General features: G+C 54.5%; 16 protein-coding genes. 9 read left to right on the top strand and 7 right to left on the bottom strand.

All coding sequences use genetic code 11. The features are described from left to right. Positions 1 to 104 precede the first annotated feature (104 nt). The 5 genes from xth to ACK4FF_RS05830 form a co-directional block, all read right to left on the bottom strand. Positions 105 to 884 (bottom strand): exodeoxyribonuclease III, encoded by a 780-nt coding sequence (gene xth, locus ACK4FF_RS05850; RefSeq protein ID WP_409706600.1) that lies wholly within the window; start codon positions 882 to 884, stop codon positions 105 to 107. A gap of 29 nt (positions 885 to 913) precedes the next feature. Next, entirely contained in the window at positions 914 to 2989 is a 2076-nt protein-coding gene (locus tag ACK4FF_RS05845) for a M3 family metallopeptidase (protein ID WP_409705807.1), read from the bottom strand. Positions 2990 to 3011: 22 nt separating this feature from the next. Beyond that, complete coding sequence (folD, locus tag ACK4FF_RS05840; protein WP_409705804.1) at positions 3012 to 3869, bottom strand: bifunctional methylenetetrahydrofolate dehydrogenase/methenyltetrahydrofolate cyclohydrolase FolD; 858 nt, start codon at positions 3867 to 3869, stop codon at positions 3012 to 3014. A gap of 105 nt (positions 3870 to 3974) precedes the next feature. Beyond that, on the bottom strand, positions 3975 to 4592 hold the full coding sequence (locus ACK4FF_RS05835; RefSeq protein WP_409705801.1) for a response regulator transcription factor: 618 nt from the start codon (positions 4590 to 4592) through the stop codon (positions 3975 to 3977). Positions 4593 to 4655: 63 nt separating this feature from the next. Then, positions 4656 to 6962, bottom strand: coding sequence for a PAS domain S-box protein (locus tag ACK4FF_RS05830; protein ID WP_409705798.1), 2307 nt, complete (start codon positions 6960 to 6962; stop codon positions 4656 to 4658). Positions 6963 to 7204: 242 nt separating this feature from the next. Between ACK4FF_RS05830 and aceE the strand changes: the two genes are divergently transcribed. The 7 genes from aceE to ACK4FF_RS05795 all read left to right on the top strand — a co-directional run bounded on the left by aceE (position 7205) and on the right by ACK4FF_RS05795 (position 15593). Then, positions 7205 to 9904 (top strand): pyruvate dehydrogenase (acetyl-transferring), homodimeric type, encoded by a 2700-nt coding sequence (gene aceE, locus ACK4FF_RS05825; RefSeq protein WP_409705795.1) that lies wholly within the window; start codon positions 7205 to 7207, stop codon positions 9902 to 9904. After that, the gene (gene aceF, locus ACK4FF_RS05820) at positions 9816 to 11276 is read left to right on the top strand and encodes a dihydrolipoyllysine-residue acetyltransferase (protein ID WP_409705793.1); all 1461 of its coding nucleotides are present in this window, start codon (positions 9816 to 9818) and stop codon (positions 11274 to 11276) included. The genes aceE and aceF overlap by 89 nt, the downstream gene beginning before the upstream one ends. 10 nt (positions 11277 to 11286) lie before the next feature. Further along, positions 11287 to 13053: a dihydrolipoyl dehydrogenase gene (lpdA, locus tag ACK4FF_RS05815; protein ID WP_409705790.1), complete on the top strand. Its 1767-nt coding sequence runs from the start codon at positions 11287 to 11289 to the stop codon at positions 13051 to 13053. A 101-nt stretch (positions 13054 to 13154) separates the two neighbouring features. Further along, positions 13155 to 13346: a YqaE/Pmp3 family membrane protein gene (locus tag ACK4FF_RS05810; protein ID WP_409705787.1), complete on the top strand. Its 192-nt coding sequence runs from the start codon at positions 13155 to 13157 to the stop codon at positions 13344 to 13346. A gap of 54 nt (positions 13347 to 13400) precedes the next feature. Then, entirely contained in the window at positions 13401 to 14057 is a 657-nt protein-coding gene (gene rpiA / locus ACK4FF_RS05805; protein ID WP_409705784.1) for a ribose-5-phosphate isomerase RpiA, read from the top strand. Between the two features lie 155 nt (positions 14058 to 14212). Next, entirely contained in the window at positions 14213 to 14914 is a 702-nt protein-coding gene (phoU, locus tag ACK4FF_RS05800) for a phosphate signaling complex protein PhoU (protein WP_409705781.1), read from the top strand. A gap of 19 nt (positions 14915 to 14933) precedes the next feature. Next, on the top strand, positions 14934 to 15593 hold the full coding sequence (locus tag ACK4FF_RS05795; protein WP_409705778.1) for a hypothetical protein: 660 nt from the start codon (positions 14934 to 14936) through the stop codon (positions 15591 to 15593). 405 nt (positions 15594 to 15998) lie between these two features. Here the strand turns inward: ACK4FF_RS05795 and ACK4FF_RS05790 are convergent, their stop codons facing one another. Further along, entirely contained in the window at positions 15999 to 17111 is a 1113-nt protein-coding gene (locus ACK4FF_RS05790) for an IS1595 family transposase (RefSeq protein ID WP_409705775.1), read from the bottom strand. A gap of 201 nt (positions 17112 to 17312) precedes the next feature. On the opposite strand from ACK4FF_RS05790, the gene ACK4FF_RS05785 reads away from it, so the two are divergent. Then, positions 17313 to 17540, top strand: coding sequence for a DUF6471 domain-containing protein (locus ACK4FF_RS05785; RefSeq protein ID WP_409705772.1), 228 nt, complete (start codon positions 17313 to 17315; stop codon positions 17538 to 17540). A 57-nt stretch (positions 17541 to 17597) separates the two neighbouring features. Here ACK4FF_RS05785 and ACK4FF_RS05780 read toward each other — a convergent pair whose 3' ends face one another. Next, positions 17598 to 18614 carry an Abi family protein gene (locus ACK4FF_RS05780; RefSeq protein ID WP_409705769.1) on the bottom strand — a complete coding sequence of 339 codons (1017 nt, stop codon included), beginning with the start codon at positions 18612 to 18614 and terminating at the stop codon, positions 17598 to 17600. Positions 18615 to 19250: 636 nt separating this feature from the next. On the opposite strand from ACK4FF_RS05780, the gene ACK4FF_RS05775 reads away from it, so the two are divergent. Continuing rightward, entirely contained in the window at positions 19251 to 20066 is an 816-nt protein-coding gene (locus ACK4FF_RS05775; protein WP_409705766.1) for a TIGR04255 family protein, read from the top strand. Positions 20067 to 20580: the final 514 nt, after the last annotated feature.

The following is a 20580-nucleotide window of genomic DNA, read 5'->3' as shown; positions in this document are numbered from 1 at the left end:
AACACTCTCCTGAGGGACAATGCCATGATGCTCTCACCCATGGGGGAGGATTAATCCCTCAATTAAGGGGTGGGTTGCCCCACCTATTCAGGGTTAATTGCCTTTCAGAGGCCGAGTGTGGCGACCGCCGGTGCGTGGTCTGAAGGCTTTTCCCATTTGCGGGGTGCCCGGTCAATCACGCTGGCTGTGCAACTGTCCGCCAAAGGGGCAGACAACAGCACATGGTCAATGCGCAGCCCTTTGTTTTTCTGGAAGCCCAGCATCCTGTAATCCCACCAGGAGTAGGTTTTTTCTGGCTGGTCGAACAGCCGGAAGCTGTCGGTCAACCCAAGGTTGAGCAAGGCCTGCCAGCGGCTGCGCTCGGGTTCAGAACACAGCACCTGACCGGCCCAAGCGGCGGGGTCGTGCACATCGCGATCGTCGGGTGCTATGTTGTAGTCGCCCACCAAGGCCAGTTTGGGGTAGCGCGCCAACCAGCTTTCGGTGTCTTTCAACAGTGCATCCAGCCAGGCCAGCTTGTAGCTGTATTTGTCCGAGCCCACTTCAGACCCATTCACCACATAGGCACTGATGAACCGAAGGTCACCGAAACTGGCCCCGATTACTCGCTTCTGTTCATCGGGGAAAGAGGGCAGGTTGACCGTGACGTCGGTGGGCTCTGGCATGCTGGCTTTGCGGTAGAGAATCGCCACACCGTTGTAGGTTTTCTGACCTGCAAACACGGCACCGTAGCCTGCCGCCTCGATGGCTTCCAGCGGGAATACGTCATCGGTCATTTTCAATTCCTGCAGGCCCAACAGGTCCACAGGGTTCGTTTCCAGCCAGCGCAGCAGGTGGTCCAGCCGTGCTTTCAAGGAGTTGACGTTCCAGCTTGCCAGTTTCAATGTGCTCATGTTCTGTGTCGGAAAGTCAGTCAAGCGTCGGAATGTTCCACCATGCCCGTGTGGCGAAGCAAGGCTTCCAGGCTGGGCTCGCGGCCTCGGAAGGCTTTGAAGGATTCGGAAGCAGGGCGGCTGCCACCGACTGACAATATTTCTTCGAGGAAACGCCGACCAGTTTGCGGGTTGGTGACGCCAGTTTCTTCGAACATCGCGAAAGCGTCTGCCGACAGCACTTCGGCCCATTTGTAACTGTAGTAACCCGCCGCATACCCCCCAGCGAAAATGTGGGTGAATGTGTTGGGGAAACGGTTGTAGGCTGGTGGCACAAGCACAGCCACTTCCGCGCGCACTTTGGCCAGCAGGTCCAGCACATTCGATTCGGTGTGGGGGTCAAATTCGGTGTGCACCAGCATGTCGAACAGGGAGAACTCGATCTGCCGCAGCGTCATCAAGCCGCTTTGGAAGTTTTTGGCGGCCACCATTTTGTCGAACAGGGCTTTGGGCATGGGGGCGCCGGTGTCTTCATGCGCGGTCAGGCTTTCCACCACGCTCCATTCCCAGGCGAAGTTTTCCATGAACTGCGACGGCAGTTCAACCGCGTCCCATTCAACACCGTTGATGCCAGCAACATCCAATTCGTCCACGCGCGTCAGCATGTGGTGAATGCCATGCCCGAATTCATGGAACAGGGTTTGCACATCGTCATGCGACAGTTGGGCTTTTTTGCCACCCACAGGTTTGGTGGTGTTGCAGGTGAGGTAGGCCACGGGGGTTTGCACGCCTTGGCTGCTGAGTTTTCGGCCACGCGCATCGTCCATCCATGCACCGGAGCGCTTGCTGGCCCGTGCATACGAGTCGAGGTAGAAGTGGGCAATCGCCTTGTCATTCTGGCGCACTTCAAAGAACCGAACATCCGGGTGCCAGGTGGCTGCCTGTGCAGGAACAATCTGCACGCTGAACAGGCGTTCGGTCAACTTGAACAGGCCGTCCAGCACTCGGTCTTCCTGAAAGTACTTGCGCACTTCCAAATCATTGAATGCGTACTTTTTTTCCTTGAGCTTTTCCGAGGCGTAGCTGACGTCCCAACTGTGCAATTGCTCCAGGCCCAGCTCAGCCTTGGCAAAATCGCGCAGTTCCTGAAGGTCGCGCTGCGCAAAGGGTTTGGCTTTCGCAGCCAGGTCGCGCAGGAACTTCACCACGCTTTCAGGGCTGTCGGCCATTTTGGGCACCAGCGACAGGTCACCGAAGTGTCGGTAACCCAGCATGCGGGCTTCTTCTTGCCGCAACTGCAACAGCTCGGTGATCAACGCGGTGTTGTCCAATTCGGCAGGCCCGAATTCCGAGGCGCGCTTGGCGTAGGCTTCGTACAGTGTCTCCCGCAGGGTGCGGTTGTGGCAGTACTGCAGAACCGGAAAATAGGATGGAAATTGCAGGGTGAATTTGTAGCCTGTTTTGCCTTCTGCAGCTGCAGCTTCCTGTGCGCCTTTGAGGGCATAGTCAGGCAGGCCGTCCAGTTGGGCTTCGTCGGTCACCAGCAATTCGTAGGCATTGGTGGCGTCAAGCACGTTTTCCGAAAACTTGGCAGTGATGGCCGCTTGGCGTTCTTGAATCTCGGCAAAGCGAGGCTTAAGCTCGGCAGGCAATTCTGCACCGCCCAGTTTGAAGCCCCTCAGGGCATTTTCAAGCACCTTGGTGCGTGCCGGTGAAAAGCCTTGGGCTTGCGGGCTTTGAGCAATTGCTTTGGTGATTCCGTACAGCCGGTCGTCCTGGCCCAGTCGGGTCCAGAAGTCGGTGATTTTCGGCAAGCAGGCGTTGTAGGCGGCCCGCAATTCTTCGGTGTCGGCCACGCCGTGCAGGTGGCCCACAATGCCCCAGGCTCGGCTCAGGTGTTCACAGGCCAGGTCCAGAGGGGCCAGCGTGCCGTCCCATGTGGCTTGCTCGGGCGGTGTGCCTGCGGTGGTCTGCAACTGGGCATCCGCCACTTCTAGCAGGTGTTCAATGGCCGGAACCACGTGAGTGGTTTGAATGGCATCGAAGCGGGGCAGGCCGGAGAAGTCCAGCAATGGGTTGTTGGACAAGTCGTTGTTACTTGGGCTGACTGGGTTCATGCTGCGTCCTCGGGTCAAGCGTTCAATGGTTGGCGATGGTTCGTTCAACGGCTTCAATGGTGTTTTGAAGCAGCATGGTGATGGTCATGGGGCCTACACCGCCGGGCACTGGGGTAATCCAGCCAGCCACTTGGCTGGCGCTTTCAAAGTCCACATCGCCGCACAAGGTGCCATCGGGTAGCCGGTTAATGCCCACGTCGATGATGACTGCGCCCGGTTTGATCATGTCGCCTGTAATCATGTTGGGGCGGCCCACTGCCACCACCAGAATGTCGGCACGTTGGCAATGCGCTTTCAGGTCGCGCGTTTTGCTGTTGCACAAGGTCACCGTTGCACCTTCCTGAAGCAGCATCATGGCCTGGGGTTTGCCCACGATGTTGCTGGCCCCAATCACCACCGCTTCTGCACCACGCAAGGGTACACCGGTCAACTCCAGCATTTTCATCACACCGTAGGGGGTGCAGGGCCGAAAGAGCGGTTTGCCGGTCATCAGCAGCCCGGCGTTGCTGACATGAAAACCGTCCACGTCTTTGTCGGCTGCAATGGCTTCGATGACTGCATGCGAATCCATGTGCGCGGGCAGTGGCAACTGCACCAAAATACCGTGGATGGTGGTGTCGTTGTTCAACTGCTCAATCAAGGCCAACAAGGTGGCCTGTGTGGAATCGGCTGGCAGGCGGTGCATGTCTGACTTGAAACCAGCCTTCTGGCAGGCGGCCACTTTGTTCCTGACGTACACCTGAGACGCGGGGTCTTCACCGACAAGCACCACGGCCAACCCCGGTTGGTGCCCCAAGGCGGTCAGTTCAGCCGCGCGGCTGGCAATTTGTTCACGGATGGTGGCGGCCAATGAGTTGCCGCTGATCAGTTGAGCAGACATGAGAATGAATCAGAGAGGGTTTCAGGGGCGCAGTGCAGTGTTGCACAATCGCGATTCCCTGATTTTACAGGACGGGGCGCCCCATCGGGTGCCCCTAGGTGGGTCTCAGGGTTGTGCCAGTTCTGGCGATTTGCGCAAGGCAATTTTCAAGAGGTCGGCCACGGTGGTGACTTGTAGTTTGTCCATGATGTTGGCGCGGTGGGCTTCCACCGTTTTAATGCTGATGTTCAGGTCGTCTGCGATCTGTTTGTTCAATCGGCCCGAGACGATTCGTTCCAGCACCTGCAACTCCCGCGTGGTCAGCTTTGAATAGAGGCGGTTGATGTGTTCGTCCAGCTTGAAACTCAAGGCCAATTCACGCGCCAAAGCCATATGCTGGCCAATCAGGCTTTTGATTTTGGTGTCATCAAAGGGCTTTTCCAGAAAGTCCAAGGCACCTGCTTTCATGGTTTCCACGGCCAATGTGACATCACCATGCCCGGTGATGAATACTGTGGGGATAGGAATGCCACGGTCTTTCAGAATCTTCTGAACTTCAAGGCCAGACAGCCCAGGCATGCGAATGTCCAGCAGCAACACCGCCGCTTGTGGCCACTGGACCGCGGAAAGAAAATCCTCGGGGTCCGCAAAGCAGCGCACTTGGTAGCCTTCGGTTTCCAGGAGCCACTGGAGCGAGTCGCGCACCGCTTCATCGTCATCCACGATGAATACGGTTTCCGTCATCTGTTCCGGTCTTTGTGTGTGCAACATATCCCTAGTCCCCTGTGTGTGAGCCTTGATGCAGGTTTAGCCGGTGGCTTTGGGCAATGTGAAGGTGAACACACTGCCTTGGTCCGGGGCTGGATCAACCCACAACTTGCCTTGATGGTATTCAATGATAGTACGACAGATATTCAGCCCCATGCCCATGCCTTCTGGTTTGGTCGTGAAAAAGGATTCAAACAGGCGGGTGCGAATCGATTCGGGCACCCCGGTTCCCCGGTCGCGAACCTTCACGACAATCAGTTGCTCGCTGTGCTCATCCACTGTGATTTCCACGAGCTTTTGATCGTCAGGCAAGTGGCTCATTGATTCCAGTCCGTTTTTGATCAGATTCATCAGCACTTGTTCAATCAGAACCGAGTCTGCCATCACTTGAAGGTCCGGGCATAAAAGGCGTTGCTCAATACGGGCACCCCGGTGGCTTGCTTCAAGTTGTGAAAAACCCACTGCGTCGTCAATGATTCGCCCCAAATGGCACGCTGAACGTTTGGGCTCCTGTTGCTTCACAAACTCTCGAATACGCCGAATCACATCGCCCGCACGTTGAGCCTGGATATTCACTTTTTCAAGCACGGGCAGCAGTTCTTCAGGGGTGACCTTGCCTGACTTCAAGCGGTTGACGCTGCCCATGTTGTAGTTGCTGATGGCCGCCAAGGGTTGGTTGATCTCGTGGGCCAGGCTGGAGGCCAATTCCCCCAGCGTGATGAGGCGCGAGGTGAACTGCAGCTTTTCCTGTTGTTGGCGTGACATGTCCTCGGCCTCTTTGCGGCTGGTGATGTCAGTGGCCACCTGCATGATCACCGTGGTGCCATCCACCCAGGATATGGATCGTCGGCGCACTTCGTACCACCGTCTCGAGTTTTCGCACAGCCATTCAAAGGGTTGCATGCCCGCGTCTCTGGCAGGCCGCCCACGGCCAGTCTTGGTGAACTTGGGGGGGCTGTCCTTGGAAAACCATTCCCTGTGAAGGCGGTTCACAAAAATGAACTCGTTGTCTTTGCCATCGGGCACTCGAATGCTCACGGCTGCGTCCAATTCTTCGAGAATGCGTACAAAGCGGCGGTGTGCTGCGGCCAGTTCTTCCCGTACCCGCCTGGGCTCTGTGATGTCGGTCACCGAAGTCATCCAGCCTGTCTGTCGGCCTTCGCTGTCCACCAAGGGGGACACATACATGCGTGCATCAAACAGTGTGCCGTCCCGGCGTTTGACCTGCACTTCAATGCCCTTGGCGGGCGCTTTCCCGACAAGAATGAGGTCCAGCAAGTCCCGCTGTTCCCCGGAGTCTTCGGGCCAGTAAGGGAAGGGTGGGCCGAGTCCCACCAGTTCATCTTCAGCAAAGCCTGTCATCCGGCAAAAGGCCGGGTTCACGTAAGTAATGCGACCTTGAAGGTCAATGGCGCGCATCCCGGTAATCACCGAGTTTTCCATCGCCCGGCGAAACTTCGTTTCTTCCAGCAGGCGCCTCTCGGCCTGACTGCGCAGCTTGGCATGCCGAAACAGCAAGGCAAAACTCCAGATGACAATCAGCGACAGGCCAATCACCGTCCAGGCCAGCATGTTGGAGAACAGCTCGCTGGTGGTTCGGTAAAGCACTGCACGCAGCTTCAGCCCGTGGCCCGGGGGCTCAAGCGGCACTTCATGGCTGAGCTTTGCGTTCTCGACCGATCGGCTCACGTTGGAAGCAATCAGGTTCCCTCCGCCATCCACAATGCTGACCGAATACAGCTTGACGAAGGTGTCCGGAAAGGATCGGTTCAGCAAGTCACCCAGCGGCAAGGTGGCCGCCACAGAGCCCAGGTAGTCCCCATCTTGAATCACCGGGCTGTGAATCTCCATGTACACCTGGTCCCCTTGGCCCAGATAGGGGCGTGAAAACACGGGCAGGCGGGTTTCGCGGGCTGTGTTGTAGGCCCAGTAGCTTTCGGCGTCCTCAATGGTTTCGTACAGCGGGTGAACCGGGATGGCGCTGCGCAGGCGGGGCAGTGACAGTTCGACGACGCGCCGCTCCTGGTCGATCAGCACCACCGAATTGATTTCAGGAAACTCAGCCATCAAGGCCAAGGCCGGCACGGTGAAGCGCTCATGCCGGTTTTGACCCACCTCGAGGCTTCTGGCCAGTTGGGTGAGGCGTTCCTGTGCCGTCAACAGGCGCGTGCGGATATTGCTGCGGGCGTTTTCCACGTCCCGGGTGACCCGAATTTGCGCCTGGCTTTGGTCTTCGACGTACAGGTTATAGAAAAAGGCCCCCATGGCCACAATGAACAGAACCATGCCGACCAGCGGTGTGGCCCAGACCAGCGGGCTGGTGCGTGGTTGGTCTTTCAGTTGCACGGGCTCTCCGGAAGTCCTTGGGTGCGGGTTTCAGCAGTGTACAAAACTGCACGCCGAGGGGGAGGGTTGGCCGCGGCCCATGACTTGTGGATTACCCTAAAACGTTTCACCATATAAAAACACGAATCGTCATTTGAAACAAACGAATTTAGGCGTGCTACTCTAATTGAATAGGATGGCTGGAAAAGTCGCACTCATAAAAACCGGACCATCCGTGAATAACAACACCTCAGGAGGAAGGAATGTCCGCTCTGCCCAATTTTCCGCAGTCCAACGATCCCGATTTTCAAGAAACCCAGGAATGGCTTGATGCTTTGGAGGCCGTGCTTGAACGCGAAGGCCCGGAGCGCGCCCACTTCCTGCTGGAACAACTGATCGACAAAGCACGCCGCAGCGGTGCTTACATCCCTTTCTCGGCCAACACCGCCTACGTGAACACCATTCCTGTTCACCTTGAAGAGCGTTGCCCCGGCAACATGGAGTACGAAGAGCGCCTGCGCTCCTGGATGCGCTGGAACGCCATGGCCATGGTGGTTCGCGCCAACCGCAAAGATCCTCCCGATGGCGGTGACCTGGGTGGCCACATTGCTTCATTTGCCTCACTGGCCACCATGTTGGGTGTGGGTTTCAACCACTTCTGGCATGCTGAAGACGAAAGCCACGGCGGCGACCTGTTGTACCTTCAGGGCCACGTGTCCCCAGGTATCTACGCCCGCGCATTCCTGGAAGGCCGCCTCACTGAAGAGCAGTTGGACAACTTCCGTCAAGAGGTGGATGGCAAGGGCCTGTCCAGCTATCCCCACCCCAAGCTGATGCCAGATTTCTGGCAGTTCCCGACCGTGTCCATGGGCCTTGGCCCTTTGATGGGCATTTACCAGGCGCGTTTCCTGAAGTACCTGCACGCCCGTGGTATTGCGGACACCTCAAAGCGCAAAGTGTGGGTGTTCTGCGGCGACGGTGAAATGGATGAGCCCGAGTCCCTCGGCGCCATCGGCATGGCCGCCCGCGAAAAGCTGGACAACCTGGTGTTCGTTGTGAACTGTAACCTGCAGCGGCTGGATGGCCCGGTTCGTGGCAACGGCAAAATCATTCAGGAACTGGAAGGCGAATTCCGTGGCGCTGGCTGGAATGTGTTGAAAGTGATCTGGGGCGGTTATTGGGATTCCCTGTTTGCCCGTGACAAAGAAGGCTTGATGCGCAAAGTCATGGAAGAAATGGTCGACGGCGAGTACCAGAACTGCAAAGCCAACGATGGTGCCTATGTGCGCAAGAATTTCTTTGGCAAGCATCCCAAGTTGCTGGAGATGGTCGCCCGCATGACGGATGAGGACATCTGGCGCCTGAACCGTGGCGGCCACGACCCTCACAAAGTGTACGCCGCCTACAAGTCGGCCTCAGAGCATCAAGGGCAACCCACGGTCATTCTGGCCAAAACCGTTAAAGGTTTTGGTATGGGTAAAATCGGTGAAGGCAAGAACACCACTCACCAGCAGAAAAAACTGGATGATCAGTCCATCCGGGAATTCCGCGACCGTTTCAGCATTCCCATTCCCGACGACAAACTGCCCGAGGTGCCTTTCTTCAAGCCCGCTGATGATGCGCCGGAGATCAAGTACCTGCATGAACGCCGTCAGGCCTTGGGCGGCTACCTGCCCAAGCGCCGCCGCGAGGCCGACGAAAAATTGAAAGTGCCTGGCCTGGACGCATTCCAGGCTGTGTTGGAGCCCACCAAGGAAGGCCGTGAAATTTCCACGACACAAGCCTTTGTTCGGGTGCTGAATGCGCTGGTGCGCGACAAAGAACTGGGCCCGCGCATTGTGCCCATCGTTCCCGACGAGGCCCGCACCTTCGGTATGGAAGGCATGTTCCGCCAACTGGGTATTTTCAGCCAGGAAGGCCAAAAGTACGAGCCAGTGGACAAAGACCAGGTGATGTACTACCGCGAAGACAAAGCCGGTCAGATTCTGGAAGAGGGCATCAACGAAGCCGGTGCGATGAGCTCCTGGATTGCAGCGGCCACCTCTTACTCCACGAACAACCGCGTGATGGTTCCGTTCTACATCTATTACTCGATGTTCGGTTTCCAGCGTATTGGCGACCTGGCTTGGGCAGCGGGGGATATGCAAGCCCGTGGCTTCTTGCTGGGGGGTACTGCGGGGCGCACCACGCTCAACGGTGAAGGCTTGCAGCACGAGGATGGTCACAGCCACATTCTGTCGGCCACCATTCCCAACTGCGTCAGTTATGACCCCACCTTCGCCCATGAAATTGGCGTGATTATTCAACACGGTTTGAAGCGCATGGTCGAGGACCAGGAAAACGTTTTCTATTACCTGACTGTGATGAACGAAAACTACGCCCAGCCTGGTTTGAAGCCAGGTTCGGAAGAAGGCATCATCAAAGGCATGTATGTGTGCCGCGAGTCGGCGCTGAAGTCTGACAAGCGTGTTCAATTGTTGGGTTCCGGCACGATTCTTCGCGAGTCATTGGCTGCTGCGGAGCTGTTGGAACAAGACTGGGGTGTGGCTGCTGATGTGTGGTCCGTCACCAGCTTCACCGAATTGCGTCGTGATGGTCTGGATGTGGAGCGCCACAACCTGTTGAACCCAGAGCAGCCCGCAAAAACAAGCTATGTCACCCAGCAACTGGCTGCAAGCCAAGGGCCGATCATTGCTTCAACCGACTACATGAAACTGTTTGCTGACCAAATCCGCCCATTCATGCCCAAAGGGCGCGAATACAAGGTGCTGGGCACTGACGGCTTTGGCCGGTCTGACTTCCGATACAAACTGCGTGAGCATTTCGAGGTGAACAAGTATTTCGTAACTCTGGCTGCACTCAAGGCGCTTGCTGATGAGGGCAAAGTGCCCGCTACAGCGCCCGCTGAAGCCATCAAGAAATACGGTATCAACCCCAACAAAGCCAACCCGCATTACGCCTGAGCGTGCGGCGCAGAAGAGTGAGAGGAATGTCATGACCATTGAAATCAAAGTACCCGACATCGGCGACTTCGACGGGGTTGAAATCATCGAAGTGTTGGTGAAGGAAGGCGACACGGTTGCCACAGAGCAATCCATCATCACGGTGGAGTCCGACAAGGCCAGTATGGAAATCCCCTGTCCACAGGGCGGGGTAATCAAGCAGTTACTGGTCAAGCTGGGCGACAAAGTGTCCAAAGGCACGCCCATGCTGTTGCTTGAGGCTGCGGGCGATTCTGCACCTGCAGCAGCACCTGCAGCAGCGCCGGCTCCACAAGCCAGTGTGCCACAACCTGCACCTGCGGCACCTGCTGTTCAGGCGGTTTCAGCCCCTGTGGCTGCGCCGGTGGTGGCATCCATTGCGCCTGCTGCTGCAGTGGAAGCCCACGACCCGTCGGTGCCTGTTCTCAGTGCACCGCATGCCAGTCCTTCAGTGCGCAGTTTTGCCCGTGAACTGGGTGTTGACTTGCGCAAACTCACCGGCAGTGGCCCCAAAGGGCGCATCACCAGCGACGATGTTCGCAACTACGTGAAAGCTGCTGTGGCTGGTGTCGGATCACGCAGTGAGTCCAGTGCCCGCGCGGGTGGCGGTGGTGGGTTGGACCTGCTGCCCTGGCCCAAAGTGGACTTCTCAAAATTTGGTGCCACCGAAGAGTTGGAGTTGTCCCGCTTCAAGAAGCTGTCGGGCCCCAACCTGCACCGCAACTGGGTCATGATTCCTCATGTCACCCAATTCGATGAAGCGGACATCACCGATCTGGAAAAATTCCGGGTTGACACCAATGCGGCTTTGGCCAAACAGGGCGTCAAGCTGACCATGCTGGCGTTTGTCATGAAGGCCTGTGTGGCCGTACTCAAAAAGTACCCGGCGTTCAATGCGTCGCTGTCTGAGGGTGGCGACAAACTGATTCTGAAAAAATTCTGGAACATCGGGTTTGCAGCAGACACCCCACAAGGTTTGGTGGTACCTGTGGTCAAGAATGTGGATCAAAAAGGCTTTGCACAAATTGCAGGCGAGCTGGCTGAATTGTCCGCGCAGGCCCGCGATGGCAAGCTCAAAGGCGGCGACATGCAAGGGGCCACGTTCACCATCTCGTCATTGGGTGGTGTTGGGGGCACCAGTTTCACGCCCATCATCAACGCACCTGAAGTGGCGATTCTTGGTTTGTCCAAATCGGCCATGAAGCCGGTGTGGAATGGCAAAGAATTTGCACCCCGTTTGATGTTGCCACTCAGCCTGAGTTACGACCATCGCGTGATTGATGGTGCACAGGCCGCCCGATTCACCACTGAGCTGTCCGCCATCTTGGCTGACATGCGCAAAGTGCTGCTGTAAGGGGGCTGACATGACAACATTGTTGGTGCCAGACATCGGCGACTTCGCGGAAGTTGAAATCATTGAATTGCTGGTCAAGGAAGGCGACACCGTTGCGGTGGAGCAGTCATTGATTACGGTGGAGTCCGACAAGGCCAGCATGGAAATTCCAGCGTCGGCTGCCGGAAAAATCACTCGCCTGCTGGTCAAGCTTGGCGACAAAGTCAGCAAAGGCACCCCCTTGGCTGAAATTGAAGCGGCGTCGGGTGGGGGCACGCCTCCAGCCGCCGCTGCAGAACCGCAGCCCGCCAAGGTGGCAGAGCTTGCACCAGTTTCGGCGCCAGTGGCTGTACCTGGCGCGGCTGTGTATAACGGCGCCGTGGATGTTCAGTGCGACATGCTGGTGCTTGGCGCTGGCCCCGGTGGCTACTCAGCGGCCTTCCGCAGCGCTGACTTGGGGTTGAACACTGTGCTGGTTGAGCGCTACGCCACCTTGGGCGGCGTGTGTCTGAACGTGGGTTGCATTCCCTCCAAAGCCTTGCTGCACACCGCACAGGTGCTTGAAGAAGCCCAGCACATGGCTGATCACGGTGTGGCCTTTGCATCACCTTCCATCGACCTGGACAAGCTGCGTGCGCACAAGGCTGGTGTGGTGGGCAAGCTGACCGGTGGCCTGGCAGGCATGGCCAAAGGCCGCAAGGTTCAGGTGCTGCACGGTGTGGGCACATTCCTGAGCGCCAACCATCTTGAGGTGAAGGCGGCCGATGGCAGCGTGAAAGTGGTGCAGTTCAGTAAGGCCATTATTGCGGCGGGTTCACAGCCGGTTCATTTGCCGTTTATTCCGAAGGACCCACGGATTGTGGATTCCACAGGGGCCCTGGAATTGCCTTTTGTGCCCAAGCGCATGTTGATCATTGGCGGTGGCATTATCGGCCTTGAAATGGGCACGGTTTACTCTGCCTTGGGCGCTCGTCTGGATGTCGTAGAAATGCTCGATGGCTTGATGCAGGGCGCTGACCGCGATTTGGTCAAGGTGTGGCAAAAACGCAATGCTGGGCGCTTTGACAACATCATGCTGAAAACCCGCACTGTGGGTGTTGAGGCAAAACCAGAAGGTATTCTGGTGCGTTTTGAAGGCGAGCAAGCGCCTGCAGAGCCCCAGTTGTACGACCTTGTGCTGGTCAGCGTTGGGCGCACACCCAACGGCTTGAAGATTGGTGCAGACCGTGCAGGGGTGGCCGTCACAGAGCGCGGCTTTATTCCTGTGGACAAACAATTGCGCACCAACGTGCCGCACATTTTTGCAATCGGCGACGTAGTAGGCCAGCCCATGCTTGCGCACAAGGCGGTGCATGAGGCCCATGTGGCTGCTGAGGCAGCCATGGGTGAGAAAGCGTTCTTTGATGCGCGGGTCATTCCCAGTGTGGCCTACACCAATCCGGAAGTGGCTTGGGTCGGCTTGACTGAGGAGCAGGCCAAATCCCAAGGCGTGAAAGTGGGCAAAGCGGTGTTCCCTTGGGCGGCCTCTGGCCGAGCCATTGCCAACAACGCCGATGATGGGTTTACCAAACTGCTGTTTGATGAAGCCACCAATCGAATTGTGGGTGGCGGCATTGTCGGCATGAATGCCGGTGACCTGATTGGCGAAGTGTGTCTGGCTGTCGAGATGGGGGCAGACGCCACCGACATTGGCAAGACCATTCACCCGCACCCCACCTTGTGTGAAAGTGTGGGCATGGCTGCAGAGGTGTACAAGGGTGTGTGTACGGACTTGCCAGCAGTCAAAAAGCGGGGTTAATCGCCTCAGGCTTGTTCAAACGCGGTAACTGCTGCCAGGGCGTTAAAATGCCTGGGTGCGGGCAGGTACAATGGGGGCTTTCCGAACCACGGGAGGCCCCCATGCGTTTGTTGATCGCCATTTTCTTGCCACCCTTGCTGTTTTTTACCATTGGCAGGCCAATCGCCGGCTTGGTGTGTCTGGTGCTTCAGATCACCTTGGTGGGCTGGATTCCCGCCGCCCTGTGGGCGGTGTATGCACTCAGCCAATACAAAACGGACCAGCGCATTCAGGAAGCCTTGGGCAAACGCTGACCCCCTTTGTGTTCTGGTCATTCAATTTCAACGTCGTTTATTGGTAGTTACCTCATGGATGCATTGCAGCTTAAACAACTGGTGGCACAGGCCGCACTCAAGTACGTCGAACCCAATACGGTCCTCGGTGTAGGCACAGGTTCCACGGTGGATTGTTTTCTGGATGCGCTGGCTGCCGCCGGTATTCCCCTGAAGGGTGCCGTGTCGTCTTCGGTACGCTCCGAGAAGAAGCTGCGTGAGATGGGTGTACCCATCGTGGACATGAACGACGTTACTGAACTGTCGGTGTACATCGACGGTGCGGATGAAATTGACCCGGCCTTTCATTTGGTGAAGGGCGGTGGGGGTGCACTGACTCGAGAAAAAATTGTGGCCGACATTTCACGGCAATTTGTGTGTATTGCCGATGCGTCCAAGATGGTTGGCGTCCTGGGCAAGTTTCCTTTGCCGGTTGAGGTACTGCCCATGTCACGCGAGGCGGTGGCCCGCAAATTGACTGCGCTTGGCGGACAGGTGAAGGAAAGGGCTGGCTTTGTCACTGACAACGGCAACCTCATTCTGGATGTCAGCGGTTTGGCAATCACTGACCCGGTGGCCATGGAGCAGCAAATCAACCAGTGGCCCGGTGTGGTCACCAATGGTTTGTTTGCCTTGCGCAAGGCGGATGTGGTGCTTTTGGGCACCCCGAACGGGGTGGAAACACGCTCTTGAGCAACACGGGGGGCCTGACGGCCCCGCAGTGGTGGGAACATGGCACAATGCAATGACCATCATTGCTCAGGGTTGACAAATTCCTGTCACACAGTTGTGACAGAGTAGGGCGTTCAATCCGCCAGTACAGCGCTAGACCACTAAGGAATCAAGACATGACCGAACACACCTCCAAACAATATGACGCCGAGCTTGAGTCCCTGCGCTCGCAGGTGCTTCAGATGGGCGGCTTGGTGGAAAACCAGATTGTGTCGGCCATTGAAGGTTTGAACGCCTCTGATTCCAATATTTTTCAGGAAGTGATTCGCCGTGAGCAGGAAGTAAACCGCATCGAGATGGAAATCGATGAGCTTTGCAACCACATTCTCGCGCGCCGTCAGCCTGCCGCTGTTGACCTTCGCTCGGTGCTGGTGGCTATCAAAATGATTCGCGACCTTGAGCGCATCGGTGATGAGGCTGAGAAAGTGGCCCGCATGGGGATGATGATTGCCGAAGCCGGTAAAACATTCGTGCCCAAGATTGACCTGCACCGCATCTCCAACAACGCCATTGCCATGTTGCGCAAGGTGCTGGATGCGTATGCGCGTGTGAATGCGGTGTCTGCGGCTGAAGTAGTGAAAGCCGACCTTGAGGTGGACGATGAGTTCAAGGCGATTTTGCGCCAACTCATTACCTTCATGATGGAAGACCCACGCACCATTTCCCGATCCATCGAGATTCTGTTCATCGCCAAAGCGATTGAGCGCATTGGTGACCATTCCAAAAACATGTCCGAGCATGTGGTTTACATGATCAAAGGCCGCGATGTTCGTCACAAAGGCCCGGATGCCATTGCTCAGGAAGCTTCAGGCGACTGATACTTGCTGGAATTTCTGCATGAAAAAGGCCGCTGAAGAGCGGCCTTTTTGTTGGCTATTACGGCATTATGTAGCAGGTGAACAAATCAAGGGCCCCACTTCGGGGCCTTTTCAATCCCTCTTTTTCCCTACACTTAGAGCAAAGCCCAGTGCGGCTTTTACTCTGATTGAAGAAAGAAAAATGGCGGATAACCTCACAGTTTACGGACTCAAACATAAAAAAGCTCGGCTGCTTGGCCAACGGGTTCGGATAGTTCAACAGATGAAACCTCTTCTTGCGAAGATATCGGAATTGCAGGCTCAACTTTCCGCATTTGAGTCCGAGTGCCGAGTAATTGAGGAACAGGTAGCGGTCCTGACAAACACTCTGGAGGCTCTTGGCTCCTCTCAAACTGTTGAGGCGGTAAAAGACTGTGCCAAATGGGCTAACGGGCAGCGACGTGGTGCATTCAAGACGGAGCTTCTTAAAGCTTTACATCAAACAGATGTGCCACAGACCACGCGTGAAATAGCCATAACGATTGGCACGGCCCTTGGGCTTGATACTGACGACCCTTTCGTGTGGAACAAGCTTCGCCATCAGACGAAGAACTATCTAATCTTGCTAAAGGAGAAAGGCGACGCTGTTCTACTTGAAAGTAGCCGAACTATACGGGGGTCGCTGTGGCAAAGACCCTAGGCTTGCGAGAGGTCCGCCCGGCGCACTGCAACGCCCTTCTGAATAGGTACGCCACAGCACTGAGTGAATTGCACTATTGGTCGCAAGACCCTGAAACCTCCCCACAGGCAGAGGATGCGAGGAAGCGGGTCGAATTGTTGGCCAGCAGCTTGATTATTTTCGGGCTGTCGCCTGAAGGAGCAAAGGCCAAAAGGTACACGCCACCAAATACCCGACTAATCGGCGCGGCCTTAGACCGTGTTTTGCTCAAGCCGCTTAAGCGGGGCCAGACACTCACCCTAAGTGAAATGGTTGCCATATGCCTTGCTCACAATGGATTGGCCAACGCCAAAACTGAGCGCCAACTACGACAAGTCAAGCTGGATATTGCACAACGTCTTACACGCCATGTTACCCAGGGGTTGGTCATACAAATGGGTGAACATTACCAGTTCTCAAATCAGCAGCAGTCACGATAGCAGGGTTGCGCTTTTTGTTGCCCTGCCAATACTTGGCAAAGCTTCGAGACGGCTCATTTCTCATCAGCTTTTGCCCCAACAGGCGAAATTGGAATCCATTGCTTGTTCGCCGCCAGTCTTCCCGAAATACGATTTCATTGGCATAGAGGTCGATGTGCTTCTGAGCCAGCTTGTGAATTTGACCGTCCACCAGACGACGCATTCGTGAGAAGAATGACTCAGCCTGGTTTTGGTTGATACCGTCGTCACTCTGGTACTCCTCCTCGTGGTTAACCACCTCATGGATGTAATCCGGGTGCTTGGAAAGCGCCGAATAGGCATTGTGACCGTCTGTAAAGACATGGGAGCCTGGTCGCACATAGCGCTCCACGGCTGCCTGTACATCCTCAGGGTTCTCAGACTTCAGGATGACCGTGATGCTGCGGTCAGCGCCTCGGGCAAAATCCTTGGAACGCTGACGCATTGCCAGCACCACGCATTTCAGTGGGTTTTGGTTGGGTTCAAGCCGCAGGTCTTTGCGGTCGGTCTTCTTGTTTGCTTTGCGTACAGCCGTTTTGAGGTAACCCCCGTCAATCTCAACGACTCCTTCGAGAGGGTTTAAGATTCGCTCCTTGAACAAGGTGTCCCGCACCTTTTGAAGCAATACATAGGCGGTCTTGTAGGACACACCAATCTCGCGACACATCTGGAGGGCGGACAGTCCTTTGACGCTGTTGACGAAGAGCACGATGGCCGCCAGCAGGGTCCGCAGCGGCAGTTTGTGGGAGTTGAACACCGTGCCAGAAGTGAGAGAGAAGAAACCATGGCAGTGCTTACAGCGCCAGCGGCCTGGAACCGACTTACCATCCATACCAACCTTGGTCCCTTTGAAGAATTGGTGCGTGTCGAAAACGGCGCAGCGCGGGCACGCCTGTTTGGTTTTGCTGCCCCATCTGAATTCACAAAAAGTGCGAAACACCTTGTTCTCAGACCAGCTGAACACGTCACTCAGACTGATAGTGCGTGCCTCTGGCGACAGCAGGAAATGCTGCCCTTTCAATTTTGTGCCTCTGCGCCCCATGACGCGTTATCCTTGAAGTTGCTCTCAAGGGGTTTAGGCACTAAAAACTGACCAAACTCAGAAGTGAATCTATTGATTCGTAAATGAAGAATAAACCTCATATATGAGGAATAAAGAACAAAAAAATTTGACAGACTAAAGGTCTTCCTAATGTATTGGGCCTGAGTGCTTCGTTCGAGGCAGGATGAAGGCCGACCCCAAATGACGAAACATGAAAGACAAGCCCGAGTGGTGCTTCGTAGCATCATGGCCAGGCAGGATGTCACATACAAAGAGCTTGCGAGAAAGCTAGAGATGTACGGCTTAGAGCTTGACCACAAGGCCCTGAGCACAAAAATCAACCGAGGCAAATTCCAGTTTGCCTTCTTTATCCAGTGCCTTGATGCCTTGGACCAGATTGATAAGCTCGACAGACTCATGACCAATTAATATACTGATTAAATAAACAGTATAGTAGCCCTGTCTGATATCCGAAGCAACTGCGAATCAAATGTGTGGTGTTACTGTGACGAGCGTATTTTCCCCGTCTGTCACACTAAAAGACTTTTCTGGTTGAGGCGCGGCTAGGTGATTTCTCTTCGTTGAGCCTCTTACAATTTTTTTAAATCTCCTCACTGCCTTTCGCAAATCAACAGCTTCCAGTTGTTGGTTTCCTGCGTATGCAGTTATTACTGTTGGGTCTGTCAATCTGGCTATTCTTTCTAAAATTCCTGAGTTGACTAGAAATTTCGAAACATCTCCGCTTATTGCTTCGATAATCATCACAATCTCGCGTACCTGGATGTTCAATGCGGCGTGAACACCAGCGGGCGTTTGTGTGACTGCAATTTTCCAGGCTGGTTCATGATGAGAAATACGATTTCTCAAGTCTTTGATACCAGAAAGGGCGGCTTCCACTTGTGCCCGAGTGACGCTTGGGTTGTTACGGAATATCAAATTTAAACAGGTCGGCCAAAGCGCACTGGGGTCAGTCGCCGACTCGAAGGTGTGCTCAAACAGGTTTAGCCAAAATCCAAACATCGCGTGAGCTACAATTTGGTTGGGGGTATTAGGCTTACCGCTTTTTGTTAGACGTTGTTTTATTTCTTCTATCTTCCCCTCTGCTGGTGAGCGCCAGTGCATAAGATTTTTTTGTACAGAGCCTAATGTGATTTTCTTTTTGTTGTACGGGGGGCAGTTACTTCGGTAATACTTTTGGGTGATGCCCAGATTTTGCGCGACTTTTTGGTGCCACAGCAAATCACCTTGCCACTTGAGTAAATCTAAATACCAGTCTTGTTTGCCATAATAAGCAGATGCCGCGCCATGAATGCTATTCCTTAACACCACTTCAAACACGCTAAGGAGCGAGCTCAGCGCCCCGTTCAACTCTAAACCCCAGACGTATGAACCTATGGCATCCTCAAGTTTTGGCGAACCTATAAGCGTATGGTAGGAGCTCAGTCTTGCTGAAGAGACAAATTTTTCAATTTCAACTACGGAAATAGACTGACAAAAATACATTGCGTGCTATACTGTACGTGAGAAGTGCTTTTATAGCACGACGAAAGGCTAGATATACGAATATAGTAGTGTAGTTAGCCTACCCTTGCTAAAGAGGTTGCCATTTGGCAGCCTCTTTTTATTTTGGCTCGTATTGAGGTGGCCTTGAATGCCACCCCTCCGCGTAGATTCAACATGAGCCTCCCGTTAGAGAGGGGCGGGAGTCACCCCGAACATTGCTCAACGGAAGGGTTACAGAGGCTCTGACGTGAGTCATTGAGCAACGTCAAAAACTACTTGTTTTTGTGAAAACTGTAAAAATCCAGTGCAAGCAGTCCGCCCATGCATTCAGCCAGCACAAAAGGCATGGGGCTATCCTAGCAAAGGTATCGGAGGACATGCGACCAAATACGGCTGCAAGGTTCACAAAGGACGTGGGCGAGGTGAACCAGTAGGCTGCGCCGATGTATGCAGTTACCAGCGATGAAATCCGTTGCGAACTACCCAGCAGAATCGCCGTAAGCAAGCCAAAGGTGGCTTGAAGCTTGGTCGCCAAGAACTCAGCTGGCCAACCTTAACATGCAGCTCTATCGCAACTTATACGCCAGTTGAGCGGTATCGCTCTACCCTTGAATAAATCGGGTTACTATATTGGCTATGAAAATTCAACATGCAGAACGAGTACGGTATGCGGTAAATCCGCTGATTGAAGTTGTTGCACAGCTTCGCTTTTCGCCTATCTTCGCGCTTGAAAAAGATGTACTGCCAACGATTCAAAGCCAGCTACATGAAGCCGGTTTTTCGGTCTTGAGGTCTGAAAAATTAGCGTCTATCACGGTTACAGTGAACGCATCACCTGATGCTGTTACTGATGTGACGCACAACTCCCAGAGTTCTGACAGCACGCAGATATACCATTTCTCTACAGAAAATCAATTACACACATTTTCCATATGCAAAGATTTCGTAGCATTGACAACCCGTGCGTATTCTCAATGGACTGAATTCAATGCAAGGCTTACTTCGCTATGCAATATTTTCGAGGCTAGTTTTAAGCCAATTTCAATTTTTAGGGTAGGCCTTCGTTACAAGGACCTCATAGAACGTGAGCCGTTGAATTTACAAGACATGCTTTGGTCTGACTTGCTAAACCCTATTGTTGCGGGATTCTTGTCGACCACTGGCTTTGTTGACAAGGTAGACGAATCCTGTGTGTTGCAACAAACTTCACAAACCGTTCTTTGCTTAGATGACTGCGAACTTTTATTGCAGTCTGCCCTGTTGCGAGCGTCAGATAACCCCGAGAAACAGGCATTTTTGATTGACTCAGATTTTTACACTGTGCCTAAGCTGCCTATTGACATGAAGACGGCACTGAATTCTTTGGATTTGATTCACCGCAGCGCGAACGCTGTCTTTCAAAATTGTATTAAGGAGCCATTGAGTGCTGCACTGTGCCCCACTAGAGATTAACGGCTACAGCGGAGGATTTAACGCTGAGGAACTCGCAGAGGCGAGCTATGCACGCTCAGCAAGGTCCAGAACTACGTTCGTTTACAAGAGCCCCCACGCTACCGCATTTAACGCAGCGGAGTATCTAAATGAGCGCTTGAATGACTATGTAATCGGGGTTCCAAACCGTTTTTCGAATGTCAATTCGCTCTTCTTGCTGTTGTCTTATTGTGGAACTAAGGTAAGTTCGGCGAAGACACTTCCACTGTGGCTCACCATGGTAAACGATGAGTTCTCCGCAGTTGACATGGATGGCCTTGCTGTTACCATCCAGGCTATTTCCAAAGTAATTCACGAGGAAGGTCCCAGTGGAGTTGACCTAACGCGAGTAAGGCGTAGCACCCCTAGTCCACAGCACCTAGTTGCTATCCTGCGAACAACTTATCCATTTAGAAAAGAAATTAGAGGCTGGGGTGAACTGTGTAACTTTGCGAAAGAATATCTTCCGACGAAAGGTTACAGACCTGAATCCGTT

It is taken from the genome of Limnobacter sp. (assembly GCF_046297615.1).
GTDB lineage: Bacteria > Pseudomonadota > Gammaproteobacteria > Burkholderiales > Burkholderiaceae_B > Limnobacter.
Note: the sequence above shows the minus strand (reverse complement) of the source record. Positions and strands in the feature narration are given on the sequence as shown.